21 protein-coding genes are annotated in these 19,136 nt (G+C 37.6%); 9 read left to right on the top strand and 12 right to left on the bottom strand.

Annotated elements, in window-relative coordinates; translation table 11 throughout:
* Positions 1 to 50: 50 nt before the first annotated feature.
* The 3 genes from CHB66_RS06115 (at position 51) to CHB66_RS06125 (ending at position 1,574) form a co-directional block, all read left to right on the top strand.
* A complete protein-coding gene (locus CHB66_RS06115; RefSeq protein ID WP_089239058.1) occupies positions 51 to 926 on the top strand; it encodes a sterol desaturase family protein in 876 nt (291 codons plus the stop codon).
* Positions 923 to 1,174 (top strand): hypothetical protein, encoded by a 252-nt coding sequence (locus CHB66_RS06120; RefSeq protein ID WP_089239060.1) that lies wholly within the window; start codon positions 923 to 925, stop codon positions 1,172 to 1,174. The genes CHB66_RS06115 and CHB66_RS06120 overlap by 4 nt, the downstream gene beginning before the upstream one ends.
* 64 nt (positions 1,175 to 1,238) lie before the next feature.
* The gene (locus tag CHB66_RS06125; RefSeq protein ID WP_089239062.1) at positions 1,239 to 1,574 is read left to right on the top strand and encodes a rhodanese-like domain-containing protein; all 336 of its coding nucleotides are present in this window, start codon (positions 1,239 to 1,241) and stop codon (positions 1,572 to 1,574) included.
* A gap of 50 nt (positions 1,575 to 1,624) precedes the next feature.
* Here the strand turns inward: CHB66_RS06125 and CHB66_RS06130 are convergent, their stop codons facing one another.
* Complete coding sequence (locus CHB66_RS06130) at positions 1,625 to 1,918, bottom strand: TIGR03643 family protein (RefSeq protein WP_089239064.1); 294 nt, start codon at positions 1,916 to 1,918, stop codon at positions 1,625 to 1,627.
* A 21-nt stretch (positions 1,919 to 1,939) separates the two neighbouring features.
* On the opposite strand from CHB66_RS06130, the gene CHB66_RS06135 reads away from it, so the two are divergent.
* Entirely contained in the window at positions 1,940 to 3,427 is a 1,488-nt protein-coding gene (locus CHB66_RS06135; RefSeq protein ID WP_317045587.1) for a cryptochrome/deoxyribodipyrimidine photo-lyase family protein, read from the top strand.
* Positions 3,428 to 3,535: 108 nt separating this feature from the next.
* Positions 3,536 to 4,753, top strand: coding sequence for a hypothetical protein (locus CHB66_RS06140; protein ID WP_089239068.1), 1,218 nt, complete (start codon positions 3,536 to 3,538; stop codon positions 4,751 to 4,753).
* On the opposite strand, the gene CHB66_RS06145 is transcribed toward CHB66_RS06140, so the two are convergent.
* From CHB66_RS06145 to proC, 4 genes are all read right to left on the bottom strand, one after another.
* A complete protein-coding gene (locus CHB66_RS06145; protein WP_089239070.1) occupies positions 4,754 to 6,397 on the bottom strand; it encodes a hypothetical protein in 1,644 nt (547 codons plus the stop codon).
* Between the two features lie 6 nt (positions 6,398 to 6,403).
* Positions 6,404 to 7,600: a hypothetical protein gene (locus CHB66_RS06150; protein ID WP_089239072.1), complete on the bottom strand. Its 1,197-nt coding sequence runs from the start codon at positions 7,598 to 7,600 to the stop codon at positions 6,404 to 6,406.
* A gap of 192 nt (positions 7,601 to 7,792) precedes the next feature.
* Positions 7,793 to 9,964, bottom strand: a complete 2,172-nt coding sequence (locus CHB66_RS06155; protein ID WP_089239074.1) for a penicillin acylase family protein — start codon at positions 9,962 to 9,964, stop codon at positions 7,793 to 7,795.
* A gap of 198 nt (positions 9,965 to 10,162) precedes the next feature.
* Entirely contained in the window at positions 10,163 to 10,966 is an 804-nt protein-coding gene (proC, locus tag CHB66_RS06160; protein ID WP_089239077.1) for a pyrroline-5-carboxylate reductase, read from the bottom strand.
* Between the two features lie 232 nt (positions 10,967 to 11,198).
* Between proC and CHB66_RS06165 the strand changes: the two genes are divergently transcribed.
* The 4 genes from CHB66_RS06165 to CHB66_RS06180 are packed head-to-tail and all read left to right on the top strand — an operon-like array spanning position 11,199 to position 12,967.
* Positions 11,199 to 11,642: a hypothetical protein gene (locus CHB66_RS06165; RefSeq protein ID WP_089239079.1), complete on the top strand. Its 444-nt coding sequence runs from the start codon at positions 11,199 to 11,201 to the stop codon at positions 11,640 to 11,642.
* Positions 11,643 to 11,652: 10 nt separating this feature from the next.
* Complete coding sequence (locus CHB66_RS06170) at positions 11,653 to 12,033, top strand: hypothetical protein (RefSeq protein WP_141107375.1); 381 nt, start codon at positions 11,653 to 11,655, stop codon at positions 12,031 to 12,033.
* The gene (locus CHB66_RS06175) at positions 12,023 to 12,223 is read left to right on the top strand and encodes a helix-turn-helix transcriptional regulator (protein ID WP_089239083.1); all 201 of its coding nucleotides are present in this window, start codon (positions 12,023 to 12,025) and stop codon (positions 12,221 to 12,223) included. The genes CHB66_RS06170 and CHB66_RS06175 overlap by 11 nt, the downstream gene beginning before the upstream one ends.
* 15 nt (positions 12,224 to 12,238) lie before the next feature.
* Entirely contained in the window at positions 12,239 to 12,967 is a 729-nt protein-coding gene (locus CHB66_RS06180; protein ID WP_089239085.1) for a hypothetical protein, read from the top strand.
* Positions 12,968 to 12,994: 27 nt separating this feature from the next.
* Here CHB66_RS06180 and CHB66_RS06185 read toward each other — a convergent pair whose 3' ends face one another.
* From CHB66_RS06185 to CHB66_RS06215, 7 genes are all read right to left on the bottom strand, one after another.
* Positions 12,995 to 13,492, bottom strand: coding sequence for a hypothetical protein (locus tag CHB66_RS06185; protein WP_089239467.1), 498 nt, complete (start codon positions 13,490 to 13,492; stop codon positions 12,995 to 12,997).
* An 8-nt stretch (positions 13,493 to 13,500) separates the two neighbouring features.
* On the bottom strand, positions 13,501 to 14,217 hold the full coding sequence (locus CHB66_RS06190) for a 16S rRNA (uracil(1498)-N(3))-methyltransferase (protein WP_089239087.1): 717 nt from the start codon (positions 14,215 to 14,217) through the stop codon (positions 13,501 to 13,503).
* 126 nt (positions 14,218 to 14,343) lie between these two features.
* Positions 14,344 to 16,104, bottom strand: a complete 1,761-nt coding sequence (locus tag CHB66_RS06195) for a DEAD/DEAH box helicase (protein WP_089239089.1) — start codon at positions 16,102 to 16,104, stop codon at positions 14,344 to 14,346.
* Between the two features lie 253 nt (positions 16,105 to 16,357).
* The gene (locus CHB66_RS06200) at positions 16,358 to 16,618 is read right to left on the bottom strand and encodes an acyl-CoA-binding protein (RefSeq protein ID WP_089239091.1); all 261 of its coding nucleotides are present in this window, start codon (positions 16,616 to 16,618) and stop codon (positions 16,358 to 16,360) included.
* Positions 16,619 to 16,754: 136 nt separating this feature from the next.
* The gene (locus tag CHB66_RS06205) at positions 16,755 to 18,044 is read right to left on the bottom strand and encodes a citrate synthase (RefSeq protein WP_089239093.1); all 1,290 of its coding nucleotides are present in this window, start codon (positions 18,042 to 18,044) and stop codon (positions 16,755 to 16,757) included.
* Between the two features lie 301 nt (positions 18,045 to 18,345).
* Complete coding sequence (locus CHB66_RS06210) at positions 18,346 to 18,768, bottom strand: BrxA/BrxB family bacilliredoxin (RefSeq protein ID WP_089239095.1); 423 nt, start codon at positions 18,766 to 18,768, stop codon at positions 18,346 to 18,348.
* Between the two features lie 20 nt (positions 18,769 to 18,788).
* The gene (locus tag CHB66_RS06215) at positions 18,789 to 19,130 is read right to left on the bottom strand and encodes a DUF59 domain-containing protein (RefSeq protein ID WP_076499164.1); all 342 of its coding nucleotides are present in this window, start codon (positions 19,128 to 19,130) and stop codon (positions 18,789 to 18,791) included.
* Positions 19,131 to 19,136 lie beyond the last annotated feature (6 nt).

The following is a 19,136-nucleotide window of genomic DNA, read 5'->3' on the forward strand; positions in this document are numbered from 1 at the left end:
ACTGAGGGCTACCTATTGGGTAGTCCTCTTTTCAAAATAGAAATTCAATTATGGATAAATATATCAAGGTAGTTCAAGATGCTTATTATGGGTATTTTGATTATCTGAAAAATGAAATACTCTATCCTTCATGGACTAATTACTTCTGGTGGTTATTAGGGCTATCGGTAGCTGTTTGGCTTTTGGAGATAATATACCCTTGGAGAGAAAAGCAGGCAATTTTCAGGAAAGATTTCTGGTTGGATGGCTTTTACATGTTTTTCAATTTCTTTTTATTTTCCTTGATTGCTTACAATGCCATTTCAAATATAGCTGTAGAGGCATTCAATGATTTTCTAGGAGTTTTTGGATTAGAAAACATCGTTGCTTTGCATGTGGAGACTTGGCCAGTTTGGGCGCAGTTTTTATTGCTTTTTGTTTTGGCGGACTTCATTCAATGGAATGTTCACCGAGCTTTACATAAATATCCTGCACTTTGGGAATTTCATAAAGTGCATCATTCTGTAGAAGAGATGGGATTTGCAGCTCACCTGAGGTTTCATTGGATGGAGACGATCATTTACAAGACTGTGCAATACATTCCTTTGGCAATGATTGGGTTTAGTTTAGTTGATTTCTTTATAGTGCACATATTCACCACCGCCATAGGTCATCTCAATCACGCAAATTTGAAAATTACTTACGGACCATTGAAGTACATTCTCAATAATCCCATCATGCATATTTGGCATCATGCTAAAAAACTTCCTGAAGGGACTAATGGAGTTAATTATGGATTGACCCTGAGTGTTTGGGATTACCTGTTTGGGACTGCTTACATCCCAAATGAAGGCAAAGATGAGCCACTTGGATTTGATGGCATGGAAACATTCCCAAAATCATTTTGGTCTCAGGTTACTTACCCTTTTATTCAAAAGAAGAAATGAAAACTACAAACAATAACTGGAGATTTGTCATCATACTTTGTCTTACCCTAGGCCTAGCCCCTTTTGTTCCTGAGCCACATATTTTTGGGAAGGTTAGGTGGATTTTAGGAGGTGCCGTTGGTATGGAACCTATGGACTGGTTTGACTTTCTCTTTCATGGTATTCCTTTCTTTTTGCTTTTAAGATTGATATTTATTCATCTGAAAAAGAAATTTTTCTCAAGTAAACAAACCCTTGGAGCTAAGTGATAAAGGTTACTGTGGCTGTTTGATTAGTGCTGTACTTTTGTATGGTAAAATATAACAAATAGCTATGTTTAATTTCTTTAGAACACAACCGAAAAACTATACAGATCTTAATTCAGAAGATTTCAAAAAAGGGATGACCGCTACGGAGGCAGTATTGATCGATGTCAGAAGCGCAGGAGAATTTCAGTCAGGGAAAATCAAAGGAGCTAGAAATATTGAAATCACAAGCGGGACTTTCATGAATCAGGTTCAAAATCTGCCAAAAGATAAAAAGTACTACCTCTATTGTAGAAGTGGAAATAGAAGCGGACAAGCTTGTGCTATCATGGCCAATCAAGGCTTCGAAAACTTATACAATTTAGAAGATGGTATCATGAGCTGGCCCTATGATATAGTTTAAGAGACATTTATTGATTGAGAGTAGATTGATTGACAAAAGCCCGGAAGTATCTATCGGGCTTTTCTTTTGCTTATTTTGTTCATTGTTATCACTTTCTGTCTAGAGCATTTGAAGTGGTTCACGTCCTCGACTGCTTTTCCAGCATGCTTTGTTTTTCTTCCTTGAACCCTCGCTCTCCACATGCGAAAAGAGGAGTGTTTCATCTCTCGACGCATGATTTTGATGACTTCTTTTTCTGGTATTCCAAACTGACGTTCTATGGCGTCAAAGGAAGTACGATCTTCCCATGCCATCTCCACTATTCTATCTATCTCTTCGTCTTTTAGTGTCTTAATTTTTTGCATACTTTTCAAACTTTGACAGACATGAAATGTTTTCAGTTTATGCAGGAAGTAAATATTGTTTGGTTCAAAAGAGACTTGAGGCTAAAGGATCATGAGCCACTCAAAAAAGCCATTGAACAGGGTTTGCCTATCGTGATGGTCTATTTTTTTGAGCCAGAATTGATAGCTGCTCCACAGAGCGATGAGCGACATTGGAGGTTTGTCTATCAAAGCTTAGAGGATATGAATGAGCGATTACTACTTTTTGATACAAAGGTACATTTCTATTTTGCTGACCCTGTTAACTTTTTCGAACAAGTATTGAAGTACTATCGTGTCAAAACCGTCTTTTCTCATATTGAAACAGGTATAAAAGTGACATTTGACAGGGATCTCAGGATGAGAAAATTCTTTGATCAACATCAGATTTTTTGGGAAGAATATGCACAGCAGGGTGTACTGAGACGGAGGAAAAACCGAAAGAATTGGTCCCAAGATTGGTATGCCATGATGTGCGAAAAAGTAAAGGATCCAGATATGAACAAAGGAAGGTTTTATACTTTGCCTAAATCTTTCGAAGAGGAATTGAAGCAATCTCAGATACCTGAATCATGGGTGAGCCTCAACCCCTTGATGCAAAAAGGGGGAGAAACAACAGCTTATAAATATTTCGAATCCTTTTACGCTGACCGAGCAAAAAACTATAACAAACATATTTCCAAACCTGAGCTGAGTAGAAAAGGCTGTAGCAGACTTTCCCCATATCTAGCTTGGGGAAACCTGTCTATTAGGCAAGTGTATCAGGCAGCTGAAGCAAAAAAGAAGGATGGATTCCAAAAGAGAAATTTGACCAACTTCCAATCTAGACTTCGCTGGCATTGTCATTTCATCCAGAAGTTTGAGATGGAGTGCAGGATGGAAAAAGAACATGTGAATAGGGGATTTGATTTGATGGAGAAGCCTTTAGATCAACAAAAGGTAAAGGCTTGGGAAGAGGGGAGGACAGGCTATCCGCTCGTAGATGCCTGTATGCGCTGTTTGAAAGAGACGGGATATTTGAATTTTAGAATGCGTGCTATGGTAGTTTCTTTTTTGACCCATCATTTATTTCAAGATTGGAGAGTAGGAAAGGATTTTTTGGCGAGACAATTTTTGGATTTTGAGCCAGGCATCCATTATCCTCAGCTTCAAATGCAAGCAGGTGTGACTGGTATCAATACAGTGAGAATTTATAATCCTGTGAAGCAATCTGAGGATCATGATGCAGATGGGGTATTTATCAAAAAATGGGTACCAGAGTTAATAAAGTTACCCATTGCTTTTTTGCACGAGCCTTGGAAAATCACTGCAATCGAACAAGAAATGATGGGTTTCAGACTAGGGCAGGATTATCCTTTGCCTATTGTAGATTTAGAGCAATCAGGTAAATTTGCCAGAGATCAGATTTGGAAGGCTCAAAAACACCCTGCTGTCATTAAAGAAGCCAACAGGGTACTGCATGTGCATACAGTACCGAATCGTTGGCCTTGAGTTTTTGATGAATTTCCCTTTAAATGTAAATAAGTTCGTTTAAATAAAAATCAGTCATTAATATTTACTTTTTAAGCTATTTAAACTAAGGTTTAATTAAATTCAATTATGAAAAACTCAATACTACTCTTTGCTTTTTTTAGCTTAATGCTTTTTTCTTGTCTCGGTGATGAAACAGAGACGGAACCAATCGTTGAAGAAGAAACTGGCTGGATTAAGCATCCAGAATATTTGAACGCTAATAAGATTATTAGAGGCTTATACGAATTAGAAGATAATTTGATAAGTCTTCATGACTTTGGTTATGGCGTGAAATCTTATTTTGATCGAGGGAGTTTTTCACAATTAAATTTTTTTGGACTTTCAATACCAGATGCAGGTTTGAGAGTTCATATGCCTTTCAATCAATCTTTTCCTATCAATGATAAGTTTATGGTGTTCAATATTGTTGAAAGGCCAAATAGTATTTTTGTTTATTCACTTAACGAGCCCACTAGTTTAAGTACATCATCAAATGGTTTAGAAATCAAAGGAAGTGAAATTGATCCTAATTTTAGGGTATTTAATTTTATTTTTAAATCAACTGGTAATGCTTTTGAATTAAATGGAAATTTTATCCTTTTGAGTTATTCAGTAAATAATGATCCATCAATGCCACTGAGGTTTGCTATAATTGAAGTAGAGCAAAACACTACAAGTGGATTTAGGGTTGGAACAGAGCTTATTTCAATAAATACTTTTAAATCACCCCAAAAAGAAGGATTACTTGGTAATGGAGTGATGTCGATGCTTTCAGTTGAGGATGGTTTTATTATTTCGACTTGGTTTAGTTTGTTTAAGGTTGATTTTGAGGGGAACATTAAAGAATTTGAAAAAAATAATATCTATAATGGGAGAGAGCAATATGGGCAAAGCTACCTTGTCAAAGACCCAAGAACTAATGTGATCATATGTGCTGATGCTACTGAACTTACAGATTCTTATTACTCTACAGATGATGGGGAATCTTGGTCAGTGTTGGCTGATTATAATCAACAAGACTCTTTCTTTAACTTGAATCGCCTTTACTATAGAGAATTGAATGGTGATTTATATGGAACTAATAGTTCTCAAATTTTTAAAGTTTCAATTACCCCCAATAGTTTCATTTTAGATGAATTAGATAATAGTGGTTTGGAAGGCCACGAGATTACAGGAATTAGTTCTTATTATCAAGATAGCTTGGTGATGGTATCAACTTATTCCGGTGCATTTTATAAGCCTTCAGCTGATTTCCTCAAACCCAAAATAAGTGATTCAATGGGGCTTTTTTCTGGTGGTTTTTAATCATCCCACTTCCACATCAAAAGCCCCATTGACAATCTTGCCATTGATTTTGACTTGGATCCAAACTCTGTATTTTCCTGACTCAGGAAATGCATAGGGAAAGCTGACCATACTGTGTTCATCATGCTCTTCACCATAAAGTCTCTGATGATCCATATCTGCCATCAGCAGTTCGTCTCTTTCTTCATCTGAAAGCTGATTCAAGATTCGAATCACATTATCAATACTGTCTGGAAAACTTAACCCAGAAGGAAGATTGTTGAATCCAACTTTCCCTGATGCAAAGCGCTCTTTGAGCATTTGCTGAGATCCCATGGAATAATTGCCAGTAGGGTGGAGGTGAATGTAAACTGAGCCATCATGCTTCAATACCACCGCATGTCCCATCATTCCCAAATATGGCTCAAGCACAGCAGGCTCTCCATCTGAATCAAAAAGCGCAAAGTCCAAGGTGTACAACTTACCAGCATCAAACTTACCAGTTTCTGTTTCCCAAATAGCCGAATAACCACCTGGTAGATCTGTTTTGATACCAGGTTTTCCACAAATCATAATGGCCTCGTCTAGCCGCAGTGGTTTGGGGTCTGAAACAGGGGTGGAAAATGTAAAAGTATCATCCCTCCCTAAAACAAATTCCTTCTGACTGGCAAAGGAAAAAGTGCCTTGATCAGGAATTTGGAGATCAGCTACGATGGTTTCAGAAAAACCCGTGTATCTTGTAATATCAGCGAATACATGATAATCTCCGGCAGGGAGGTCAGGTATACTGACACTGTAATTCAGGGTGTCAATTCTTTGCGGGTGTAAGTGAGCAAACACATCCAAATCCCCTTTTCTAATCAGAAACATGTGCATAAGCTTGCCATGGTCTGGTACCATGTAGCTAAGCTTTCGAGTGATTCTTCCTTGATTCAGTTCTTTGGGGTCTATGGACAGGGTAAGCAAATTCCCATCCGAGCCGGTTTCTATTTGAGCACTGGCCGAAATGGGTTGAAAAAGGTACCGAGAATAGGTGTTAGCTTCTGCATCCCACCAGTTTTTACCAGCCCACAAGATCAATAACATGCAAATAGATCCTAAGGCAATACCGATTTGGTTTCTCCTAATAGATGATTTATTTCTAATTTCTCCTGGTTCCCTGATACTCTCGCTCATGGCTGAACTAATGATCGTTACCATCAAGATGACTAAAAAAATACCCAATCCAGCCAAAATTAATCCCAATTCCTGTGGCATATCTCGCTGAGCAGTTGGCATGGCCATCACAGGAATGATGGTTTCAAATACCTCGCCATTTTGCTCTAGCATAATTTGAACACTTGAAGTGCCAGGCTCCATAAACCATAGCTCACCTTCGTATCTACCTGCTTCACCTTCAACAGGAAGCATTATATCTGCTTTTGGCGTGCCCTTTAATCCAGCAGACCAATATACTGGACGAGCCTCAATTTTTATATTCGATGGAGCATCTGGAAGGACTACAGTTAATGTGGCTGTGCCAGGAACTACATCGGGTGGATTGATATTGGCGAGCACTCTATAATTGCCAAGGAGTCCTTCGAAAGTCACCCCTGGACTTCCAATATGACTACTGACAAGAATGTAGATAAATAATATTGAGCAAATGCTGGTGAATCGTTTCATAATATATTATCTCTTGACTTGTGACATCCAATTTCCCCAAGCTAAAGCAATTCTAGAACTTAAGATACCAATTATTAAAGCATACAATAACCCTATTCCTAATTTGAAAATGGAATCCACCGACCCTGGATAAAACACATATCGGTAGTTTCCATCAGGATTGACAAAATAGGGGAGGGAGAATCTGCCAAAAAACCAACCTCTTGCATGTTCTGTCAAAAGGAATTCAGAGAAATACCACTGCGTTGGAATGAAAAGTATTAAGAATGCTACTGCCAACATTGTCGCTAAAAGCCATTTATTTTTATCCTTAAATTTCATCATCACAAAATCTACAGCTAAAGCAGGAATGATCAAAAGCATTGGGAAATGATAGGGTTGAAAACGATCAATGTGATTTAAAACAGGACTTAATAAAGGTTCTGCAGAAAATAGAGGAAGTAGCCAAACCATTCCTGCCATAGTCAACATATAGATTATGGACATCTTTGAAGCAGCAAATTTGAATGGAGATGCGAATGCAACAGACACAATAAATAAAGGAAAAACTATTGCAGCCACTTGATAAGGGAATACCTGATGCATAGCATTAGGATAGAAATATTCTGAGGTAAGTGTGTAAACCATCACCAATAGGAAACCTGAGCTTAATGCAAAAAGCCATTGTAGGTGATTTTTTATTTTATCATCCATTTTAGATTTCAATCTGTTTTGAGTAGAAATCACAGAAATCATTGCTCCAAATTGAATCATAATCATTCCAAGACCCAAGAGTGCATGTGGAGGAGAAAGAATCTTTACATCCAAGCCATATGTATTATGCCACCAGTCATCAAAAGGTGCTGATGTCAGCATGGCAAAAGCTCCCCAGATGCAAAACATGGCGCCTAGTGAGCCATGGAAAATCCCCCAAAACTTGATATTCTCAGCTTTTGCCTCCTTAGAAGACCAAAAGCTATTTTTGAGAACTTTGATACCAGAAAATACTCCTGATATCACAGCACCCAAATAAATAAGCATGTGTGGAGGAGATAGCAAACCATCTCTCCCTACAGTCATATGCCAAGAAATATCCCAAAGTAAGCCTGTAGCAATACAAAAAGAGGCAAAGACAGAAGCGTAAATATAGGTTGGGATTACCTTAGCTTTGGTCTCTGACAACTCAATTGAACTGTCAATGATGAGTGTATTTGATTGATTCATAATGGTATATGGCTAATAAACAATTTGATAAAGTTAATCAATATTTCCAGATCGAGCATATCAATTAATCGATTTAGAATTGAAATTAAAGGTTACCGTATCAATGGAAAACCTTAACAAATTCACTAAGCAACCTAACCACTCAGTAACCTAATAACTTAATCAACTAGTATCTCAATCAACTATTATCCCTTAAAACCCCGGCTTATAAATAACCCTTGCGTTTTTCAAAACATCATCTCTATAATAGCTAACTTCTTTGAACTCTCCCTTGCTATACATTTCAGCTTGATCTACAAAGTGTGGAGAAAATGGATTTCCACTTTGGCCACCAGCTAGTAGAGACTTTGCTTTTACCTTTTCACCAAACTCTACCGCTGCCACAAAGCTATTGCCAACATTTCCATACCATTTTTTGGTATTAGGGTAAGCTCTACTTCCATAAGCTGCAAGGGACCCCCAAAGCGAAGAGTTGTAGCCAACAGGCAAACTTGGTAATTCATCATAGAATTTGCCTTGAATTTCATTGGTGACACGTTGGAACCTGTTGATTTCTCCCCATGGTGTATTCCAAGAACCGAAATCTTCTGCCAATCTTTCTACTGCTTTTTCGAAGGCGGATATTTTTTGTTCATCAGTGGTTTCTGTTGCCAAGAAATCAAAAATATAAGTGTCCCACGCTCTTTCCATTCTTCTACCTTCTGCCATCAATTGATTTCCCCAAAACACAGCTAAGGAAGTTCCGACAGAATGAATGCCTGTCTTCAAATCCCAGTCAGCCAAAACCCCTATTGGTTCCTTCAATTTTTCCTTTCTCGGATCTGAGTTAGGGAGTTTACGAAATGCTTGCGCAAGCGCTGGGATCATAGGCTTGAATGCCATCAAAGTTGGTTCGTAAGCCACATCCGTGATCAATCTATCTAAAGTCAAGTCTTTGATTTCCGATAAAATTCTCACTGCATTGAGACCGCGGGCATTCTCAGTGTCCCAAGCGATATAAGGAGGGTAATCTTCACGAAGAGGGCTATCTATTCCAAGAGCATTGAATGGATCGGAGTTGCAATGTTGGATCCAGCCATTTGCCGGATTTTCAATATAGATCATTTCCTCTATGTCATGAAGACCTTTCCAATCTGTATCAGGATTGCTCCCATCTACGACATTTCTCCAATCAAATTGAGGGTCTCTCACTGGAATGAAGTTTCCATGGTAGTATGCAATGGTGCCATCTCTGTCGGCATATACAGTACTATTGGAGGAGTTTGTTTTCAAGTTCATATTTGCTTTGAACTCCTCGTGATTTTTTGTCTTAGTTCTATTGTAAGATTGTGTCAGTGCTTTTTCCCTTTCAACCATCAAGGCAATAGCAATCCATTTATCATCCTCTTCACGAATCACAGGCCCATGGTGGGAATAGTAGGCGGTAAACTCTTCCTCAGCCATATTATTATCTACCTTATAGCTGACTTTGATTTTCTTTTCTATAAAAGGTCTCCAATCATTTCCGAATTTATAATGATACTTACCATCTCTCATCTCTACAATCAAAGCAAAATGATCTATCGCATCTGCTTTGGCAGAAGTATGCATCCAGCCATTATATTCGTTGAAGCCTTGGTAGATAAAAAACTGGCCCCAAGTCACGGCGCCATAAGCATTGAGTCCCGCTTCACTGACCATGTGGACTTCTGGTCTGAAGTAGAAAGAAGTATGTGGATTGATCATCAACATGGCATTACCAGATTGAGTCAGTTTAGGAGCAATAGCAAAACCATTTGATCCCTTGGGTTCTTCTTCCCAGTCTCTCTCGGTATAAGTTAAATATGCATGGGCCTTATTGTCATAAAAAGCTTTCAGTCCATTAGGAGAAATAGTCTCAATATCACCTCCTATACTGCCTTCACTAAAAGTCAAAGCCATCCATGGCTCAAATTTAGTGATTAGCTTAGGCTTGACTTCTGGATGAGTATGGAGGTAGTAGTTAATTCCTGCTGCCCAAGCATCCATCAAATCCTTGAGCCACTTAGGGCTGTCCTCATATTCTTTTTTCACCACAATAGGATCAATGTAGAGTTTCATTCTGAGATCTACATAAAGCTGGCTGATGCCTTCTACCTCAGCCATTCTACCCATCGCATTGATATAATTAGTTTCTACCCGATTAAAGTCATCTTCGCATTGGGCGTAAATCATTCCAAAAACAGCATCAGCATCTGTTTTTCCGTAAATATGTGGTATACCCCATTGGTCTCGGATGATTTCAGTATTTTGGGCATATTGTTCCCATTTTTGAATTTCTGATTGTGCATGAGCTTGGGTGATAAAAGCAAACCAAACTAATAACAGAAGTGATTTTTTGAACATGATGTCAGGGTTATTGCTCTAAATTGATATTTGGGTTATTGAATCTGATTAAGACTAAAGGCTAAAATAATGATTTGATCCGAAATCAAAAGCCCTAAGAAATGGAGATGGATGAATTTGGCTATGGATGGTGTAAAAATTAGCTTTCTCCGCTACATTAGTGCTTAACTAGCGTTGACTTTTTTATATGGATTTCCCTTAATCCTTGGCGATCTTTTCGTAAGAAGCCAATACCCCTCTGACCATAGCGGAGGAAAAGCCTTGATGTTCCATTTCGTTTAATCCTACTATCGTACAACCCTTTGGTGTAGTTACTTTATCGATGGCTTCTTCTGGATGCATGTTTTTTTGAATCATCAATTCTGCTGCACCTTTGACGGTTTGATTGACAATCTGTGAGGCTGTCTTGGCGTCAAAGCCAATTTGAATACCACCTTGAATCATCGCTCGCATAAACCTCAAAACGTAAGCAATACCACAAGCACCTAGTACAGTGGCCGCCTCCATAAGATTTTCATCGATTGTGATGGAAAAGCCAATGCTGTTGAATAAGCTTTTGACCAATTCATCACTTTTTAAATCATTGTTTCTACCACAAATACAGGTAATGGACTCATTAATATCAGCAGCAATGTTAGGCATTGCCCTGTATAAAATTGTTGAAGGATCAAGCTCTGCATACATTTCATCCAAAGTGATTCCTGTAGCCAAAGATATGATGATTTGTTTTTTAGGATTGAGAGTTGATTTGATTTGCTTCAATATTGCTGTGACATTATATGGCTTTACACCTAATATGATGATGTCAGACTCTTGAGCTGCAATCAGGTTATCATTGTGCACTCGTACCCCTTTGTCCTGAAGGTGAAGCAGGTTAGCAGGATTTCTTTTGGTAACGTGTAGGTGTTGCGGATGGAAGCCTTCTTGGTCTAGTAATCCATTCGCTATTGATGTTCCCAGATTCCCGCACCCAATGATGGCTATTTTTTGTAATGAATTCATATCAAACAGTATTTCAAGCAAAGTTAATGATTTTAGGTTTTGGGAGTGAAAAGTTGAATAAAAGTAGCCTTATATGAATGTATTTCGAAATTTTTTATAGCTTATTTTGCTGATTTGAAAATTAAGTAGAGCTTGTTACACTGTAAAAGCTTCAACAAATAGAATAAAATATGTAAAATAATTTTGACATAAAGTAAAGTTTGTTTTACATTTGGTTAAAAATATTTGATCTATGGAAAGAGATAAACTTATACATGTCCCCTTGTTAAAAAAAAAGTGGAATATTTTCGCTTATATTTTATTCGCATTACCAATTCCTGTACTCATTGTTTTATTTTTTATTGATGTAAAGCTTTCCAGTGATGGTGTCGCTGATTTAGTATATTCCTTTTGGGCTATGGGAGCTAGTATCATGATTTTAACTGAAGAGAATAAGGAAGATGAAAGGCTTAAACATTTTCGTCTTCAGGCTTTTCAAACAGGATTTTATTGGTTGATATGGGGTTTGGCGGTTTTGATTGTTGTTCATTTAGTAGGAAATGTCGGAGGTTTACCAATTTCAGGCCCTAAGATTTCAGCTCCATTGGTTATGTTTCTCCTAAGTTTTTACGTTTTAGCTGCGCTCAAATATCAGGTTTGGAAATCTAACAAAGTAGATGAACAAAGCTCAAAATAAATTCAAACCTATGATTCCCAAATATTTATTACCTAGTTATTTCAAATCAATCGGATTTATCATATTCTTATTATCAGTAATTGGCCATTTGATTTATGGATACTTCTACTTTCTTTTATTCACCGCGGTAGCTTTCTTCGGGCTATTTCTGATTGCATCCTCAAGAGAAAAAATCGAAGATGAAATGATTCAAGTTATTCGCTTGAAATCTTTGCAGACAGCTGTCTTTTTACAAGTGATTTTCATTCTTGGGTTTACTTTAATTGATAATTGGAGAGGAGAGGGGTTTGTGAATTTGCCGATCCCAGCTGTCCTAGTTGGTATTGTATTTATAGCGATTTATTTGGCAGTATTCTATTATCAACTTTATTTCAAGCAAGATGAAGAATAGTCTGAAAGTTGAACGTGCCAAAAAAGACATGACACAACAAGATTTAGCAGATCAGATAGGTGTAAGTCGACAGACAATTAATTCTATTGAAGCTGGAAAGTATGTGCCTTCTACTGTACTAGCATTGAAGATCGCAAGGTGTTTTGATGTTGCTGTAGAAAGGATTTTTGAATTGGAAGAAAATGAATAACATAATGAAAAAAATATGAGAAAGTTAAAAATTACATCAATTGCGCTGTTTTTAGCTCTTGCTATCACATCTTTTGTGATGAAGTATGATGCTTTGATAAAGGAAGGGCCGAGGCAAGAGCTTGTCCTTTCAATAGAAAATGAGAGTGTGGAGTTGAATTTGTATCGTGAGACATTTATCTCAGGGATTAAGCTCAAAGGATATGCTTTTGGCCCAAATCTTCTACAAAAGTCAGGATCATTTGATGAAGTGATATCCATTGTTTTAAACGGTAAACCAGTCGAATTAAATTTTGAAGACAAAAGAGGCTACAGATTGGAGCTTAAATCAACAGTGCCAGTCGATGATATTAGGGAAGAAGTAGCACTTGAAATTATAAAAGAATTAAGTTTAACTGCTGAGACTGTTACTATAGATAAGAAGATTAATTATTTAAAACTTGAAGACAAAAGTCTGGCTCAATCTGGCATAAAAGATATACCTGTTGGCGCAGCCTCTTACTCTGACACCAGGAATAGGAAAAGGAGATACCTTGGTTATTCATTAGAGATGTTAGCGGAGAGTTTGAATGAAGATTTTGAAAATTGGACATTTGTTGGTGATGCACAGAATGAAGAATACTTAGGTATAGAAGTTATACTTAATGGGAATCTTGAAACTGTTCTAAAAGAGTTAAAAAATCAAGGGATTAAGTCAGAAGAAAAAGTAATTCAGCAAGAGGTATTGTTGATTTCTAAAAATTAAAAGAGAGGCTTTTGAGCCTCTCTTATTTTAAAATCTAACAGGAGAAGTTCTCACTTCCGGTTCTTTGATCATGATGTAGGATTCTCCTTCCATGGCATGACAAGCATTACAAGCTGATGTGAATGCTCTGAATCCCTTGAGGAATTCTTCTTTGTTTTCTTTTTTGATCACTTCTTCTATTGCGGGAAGAGCATCTTTCATAAAGCTCTCTGCCGATTCGGCTCTTTCAGGTCTTCTTTTGAGTCCATCTTCCAATGCTTCGATGATGTGTTCTACTTGATGGTCAGCATAGCCCCAGTTTTCATCCATTCCAGCCCAATATAGCTCTGAATATCTGTAAGAAACTTCGACCATAGTCTTGCTGAACCCTCCTAATTGATGGGCGATTTCTTCAAATTTCTCTTCAGAAGTGCCTTCTAGCCAGCCTTCGTGTCCTACAGCTGTACTTTTTTCTTCTTGTTGGACATTAGTTTGGCAAGCAAAAAGCGCTGCGATTGCAAAGAGATAAAGAATAGGTTTTTTCATGCTTAATTTCATAATTCTTTGAGATTGTTAATCAATTGTAAAGTATGGACTGCAGCAACGGCAGCTGTTTCTGACCGTAATCTACTTTTTCCTAGAGAACAAGGTAAGAAATGATTGTCAAAAGCCAATTGAATTTCCTGTTTTGAAAAATCACCTTCTGGCCCGATAAGTATCAAATAGGCATTGTCAGGCTTGGCTTTGTCGAAAAGATGCCGATCATTTTCTTTGTCAACATAAGCGATAAATCTTTGATAGCTATTGAACTCAGTATCTTGCACTAATTCCTCCATTGGTCTTACTGAATTGAGTTTAGGGATCCAAGTTTTGAGACTTTGTTTGCTAGCAGCTATTATTTTTTTTTCTAGCCTTTCTAGTTTGAGGTGACTTCTTTCAGAAAACTCTGATTCCATGAAAGTGATCTCGTGAACACCTATTTCTGTGAGTTTTTCTATCATCCATTCCATTCTGTCCGAATTTTTTGTGGGAGATATTGCCAAATGGATATAGTAGTCATCTTCAGGTTGAAATTCTCGATCTTCAATTTTAATGGTAGCTTTTTTGGGATTGGCATCTATGATGACACAATGATAGAGACAGCCCTTTCCATTAGTGAAATGTACTCTGTCTCCTTGTGTTTTTCTTAATACTTTGATCAAATGCTTAGACTCTTCAGCATCCAAGGTAAATTGATTTTCATTAGTGTGTTCTGTGAAAAATAGTTGCATGGGCTTAAAATTTCTTTAAGTAAAAATACTAAATCTAATTGAAACTAAAGGGTGTCTGCCGTCACATAAAACAAAAAAAGCGTATCCTCCAAGAAGATACGCTTTCAAATTACCAATCTTTATAAATTACCCTTTTGAAATCTCGATATTGACAATTTTACCTTTGATAGTATTGTCTCTCATGACACTGATGACATGCTGTGCATCTTTTTGAGGCACATCTACAAAAGAGAAGTTGTCAAAGATATCAATACCTCCAATGCTTCTGCCCGGTACGCCAGTTTCTCCAGCAATTGCACCGACGATATCATTTGGACGAATTCTGTCTTTTGCACCAAGGTTGATAAATAGACGGGCCATACCCGGTTCTCTAACTCCTTTTTCTCTAGAAGATGTTCTTTCTCTTCTTGGAGCTCTTTCGCTTCTGTCTCCGCCTCTTTCAGAACGGTCTCTATTAGAGAATCTATCTCCTCTCTCACTTCTACCTCTGCTTCCGAAATCTCTTTCACCTCTTCTTGCGCCACGATCAGATCGGTCTCTTCCACCGCCTAGATCAAGTCCAAAGTTTTGATCTTCCATTTCTTTTACTGTTTCTCCCATTTGCAACTTGATCAAGCCAAGTGCAATTTGTTCGATACTCAGTCCTTCAGCAAGCATCATTCCGATTGTTTCTTCGAAAAGTTGGTTGTTTTCTTCTTTACTAATAGCTGTATTCACATCTTTTACCAAAGAAGCCTTTTTCAGCTCAACCAAGTCAGAAACTGATGGAGGATCCATCTTGTGGATGGATGTTTTGATGAACTTTTCAAGATCTCTTAATCTGTAAGTATCCTTTCTGCCAGTCACAAAGCTAAGTGCCATACCTGACTTACCTGCTCTACCAGTTCTACCGATTCTATGTACGTAGTTTTCCTCATCCAATGGAAGGTCGTAGTTGAATACTGCTTCTACATCATCCACATCAATACCTCTTGCAGCAACGTCAGTAGCTACTAGCACTGAGCAAGTCCCTTTTCTAAACTTGTTCATTACTTTGGTACGCTGAGCTTGAGAAAGGTCTCCATGAAGTGCCTCTGCCATGATTCCTTTAGAAATCAACGCTTCTGTTACTTCATCTGTTGCTCTTTTTGTATTACAGAAGACCACACTTAACTTGAATTGATTGATATCCATCAATCTGGCCATCAATTCAATTCTTAAACTAGGTCTTACTTCATAATAAGCTTGAGAAATATTTTCTACTGTCAATTCTTTCCTTAGAACTTTCACGATCTCAGGATTATCCTGATATTTTCTAGTCAAGTCAAGGATTGGCTTAGGCATTGTAGCTGAGAAAAATACAGTTTGTCTTTCTTCAGGCATTGAGCTCAAGATAGTCTCGATATCCTCTCTGAACCCCATATCCAACATCTCATCAGCTTCATCTAAAACGATAATGCTCACTTGACTAAGATTTAAAGTCCTTCTTTGCATGTGGTCCATGATTCGACCAGGGGTTCCAACTACAATCTGAACACCTCTCTTTAGGCTTTTGATTTGTCTATCAATAGACTCACCACCATAGATGCATGTGCTGCTGATTCCTCTTTTGTACTTGGATAGTTTGACGATTTCTCCTTCTACCTGTACAGCCAATTCTCTGGTAGGGCATAGGATCAAAGCCTGTGGCTTGTTGATCGTAGGGTCTACTTGATCTATAATGGGAATACCAAAAGAAGCTGTCTTACCTGTTCCAGTTTGAGCTTGTCCAATGACATCTCTGCCTTCAAGCAAAAGTGGTATAGATTGTGATTGAATAGTAGAAGGTTGGGTATAGCCCATATCCTCTACTGCCTTTAGGATTTCTGATGAAATCCCAAGGTCTGAGAATGTTAATTCTTTTTCCATGAAATGTTTCCTTACTTTTCTCAACCATGATTTCCTAAGAACCTCCTATTGTTAGCGACAGTAAGGAAACCCACGGCTAGAAAAATGTTATAATTTTATTCGGGTGCAAAGATATGATGAAATAAATTGAATTCCAATCTATGATAAAAAAGAAATTGAAATAATCTTAAGAAAAATTACCTGATCATTTAAAAAAATTTGGTAGACCTTGATAAAAAATCAAAATACCCCAATAATTTATGGGGTATTTACTTTATAAATATTTTGATGAAATTTCGTTTACAAAAGCAATGTATTGTTCTGAAGCTTCTCCTTTGCTTTTCCCACTTTGATTGAGCCAAGCATTGTATTTGGCTGCTGCCACGAAATCAAAGCCCCCAGGTCTCTCTCCTTCATTGTCTCCTTCGGTAGCTTGCTTGTATAGTGCGTATATTTTTAATAATTCTTCATTACTTGGCTTTGAAGTAAATTTTTTTGTCAAAGCTACGGCTTCTTCTAAGGTCTTAGCGTCCATTGAAAACTCATTTTATGTTATTTAGTTTCCAAATATAAAACAATCTCCAATAGCTTGAATAAAAATTAAAACTTTTTGATAAAAAAAGACTCGAAACCAATTGGCTTCGAGTCTGATTGTATTTTTACTGAAAGGATTAACTTCTCTTATTCATTGAGACATAATCTCTCTCTACTGCTCCAGTGTAGATCTGACGTGGCCTGCCTATTGGCTCACCATTTTCCCTCATTTCTTTCCACTGAGCTATCCATCCTGGAAGTCTACCAATTGCAAACATCACTGTGAACATGTCAGTAGGGATTCCTAAAGCTCTATAGATGATGCCAGAGTAGAAGTCTACATTTGGATAAAGGTTTCTATCTACGAAATATTGATCACTGAGCGCAGCTGCTTCAAGTTCTTTCGCAATGTCCAATACAGGATCATTTACGCCTAGTTTAGCCAATACATCATCAGCTGCTTTTTTGATGATTTTTGCTCTCGGATCAAAGTTTTTGTAAACTCTATGTCCAAAGCCCATCAATCTGAATGGATCGTTTTTGTCTTTTGCTTTGTCCAAAAACTTCTTGGTATCTCCACCATCGGCTTTGATTGCTTCAAGCATTTCAATTACAGCTTGGTTGGCACCTCCATGAAGTGGCCCCCACAGCGCATTGATACCTGCTGAAATTGAAGCGTAGATCGATGCTTGAGAAGAACCTACAATTCTTACTGTAGAAGTAGAGCAATTTTGCTCGTGGTCTGCATGAAGGATCAATAATTGATCAAGCGCTTTTGCAACTACTGGATCCGCATCATAACGCTCTGCTGGTAGCGCAAACATCATTTTGAGGAAATTTGAGCAATAATCCAAGCTGTTATCAGGGTAATTTACTGGGTGACCTACTTTATTTTTGAATGCCCAAGCCGCGAACGTAGGCATTTTAGCTAAAAGTCTGATGATGCTCAAGTTAACAGCTTCTTCGTTTCTTGTAGGATCTAGTGATTCTGGATAGAATGCTGTCAACGAACAGATTAAAGAAGAAAGTACGCCCATAGGATGGGAGTTAGAAGGGAACCCATCTAGGATTTTTTTGATATCCTCGTGTACCAAAGTATGGGTAGTGATTTCTCTGGTGAATTTTTCGTACTCTTTCTGAGTAGGAAGTTCACCGTAAATCAAAAGGTAGGCGACTTCAAGGAAAGAAGATTTTTCTGCCAAATCCTCGATTTTGTAACCTCTATATTTTAATATACCGTTTTCTCCATCCAAGTAAGTGATTGCAGAAGTAGTAGAGCCTGTATTCTTGTATCCAGGATCTATTGTGATCAAGCCAGATTGTGCTCTGAGCTTAGCGATATCTATCGCTTTTTCGTTTTCCGTTCCTTCAATTACAGGGAGTTCGTATTCCTTCCCGCCGTATGATAACTTAGCTATTTCGGACATAAATTGATTATTATTATTAGTTTATTGATTCTTGTAGATATTAACTTATTTCAGCGCCTTAAGTTAGCAAAAACGAGTGTTATTTACATGATAATTCGTATCAATGGTATATTCACTGGTAAATTGCTCAAACACCTATTCATCTCTTGAATAGCATTTTGATCATTGAAATAAGGCCTGCTTCAAATTTAGAAATATAGAAAGTGAATAAACAATATTGAATTCAAAATATTATTCTGAATCTTCTTGTGAAAAATGCTATATTTTTTTAGCAGAAAAAAAGCCCCGAAGGGCTAATTGTCTAATCTTTGCAGAAATGTTCAAACACTTCTACCAAGTGATCACCGATCATTTGAGCATTTCTTCCTTCGATATGATGTCTTTCAATGAAGTGAACCAATTCACCATCCTTGAAAAAAGCCATAGCAGGTGATGATGGAGGGTAAGGAAGTACTACTTCTCTAATTTTATTTACCGCTGTTACATCATTACCAGCAAATGCTGTTGCAAGATAGGTTGGCTTCACACTACTTTTCTCGATAGCATATCTAACTCCAGGTCTTGCAGCTCCAGCCGCACAGCCACAAACAGAATTGATCACTACTAAAGTAGTACCTTTATGATCTTTCAGATGGTTGATTACATCTTCATCTGTTCTGAACTCTTGAAAACCTACATCAGTCAACTCTGCACGCATCGGTGCGATTAAATCCTCTGGATACATATATTTAGTTATTTATAATTTTAAAGAAATCCTAATTCAAGTTTTGCAGCCTCAGACATCATATCTTGTGTATAAGGTGGGTCAAATGTTAACTCTAATTCCACATGATTGATTCCCTGAATCTGCTGGATTTTATCTTTGATTTCACTTGGGATAAATTCAGCAGAAGGACAGTTTGGGGAAGTCAATGTCATTAAAATGTAGACATTATTGACAGGGTACACGCTAATTTCATAGATCAATCCCAATTCGTAGACATCTACAGGGATTTCTGGGTCATACACCTGCTTGATTGCCGTGATGACCTTTTCTTTTAATTCCTGAGCAGGTATTTCTTGAAGGTTTGAATTTGTCTCAGACATATTGAA

Source organism: Belliella buryatensis (assembly GCF_900188245.1).
GTDB lineage: Bacteria > Bacteroidota > Bacteroidia > Cytophagales > Cyclobacteriaceae > Belliella > Belliella buryatensis.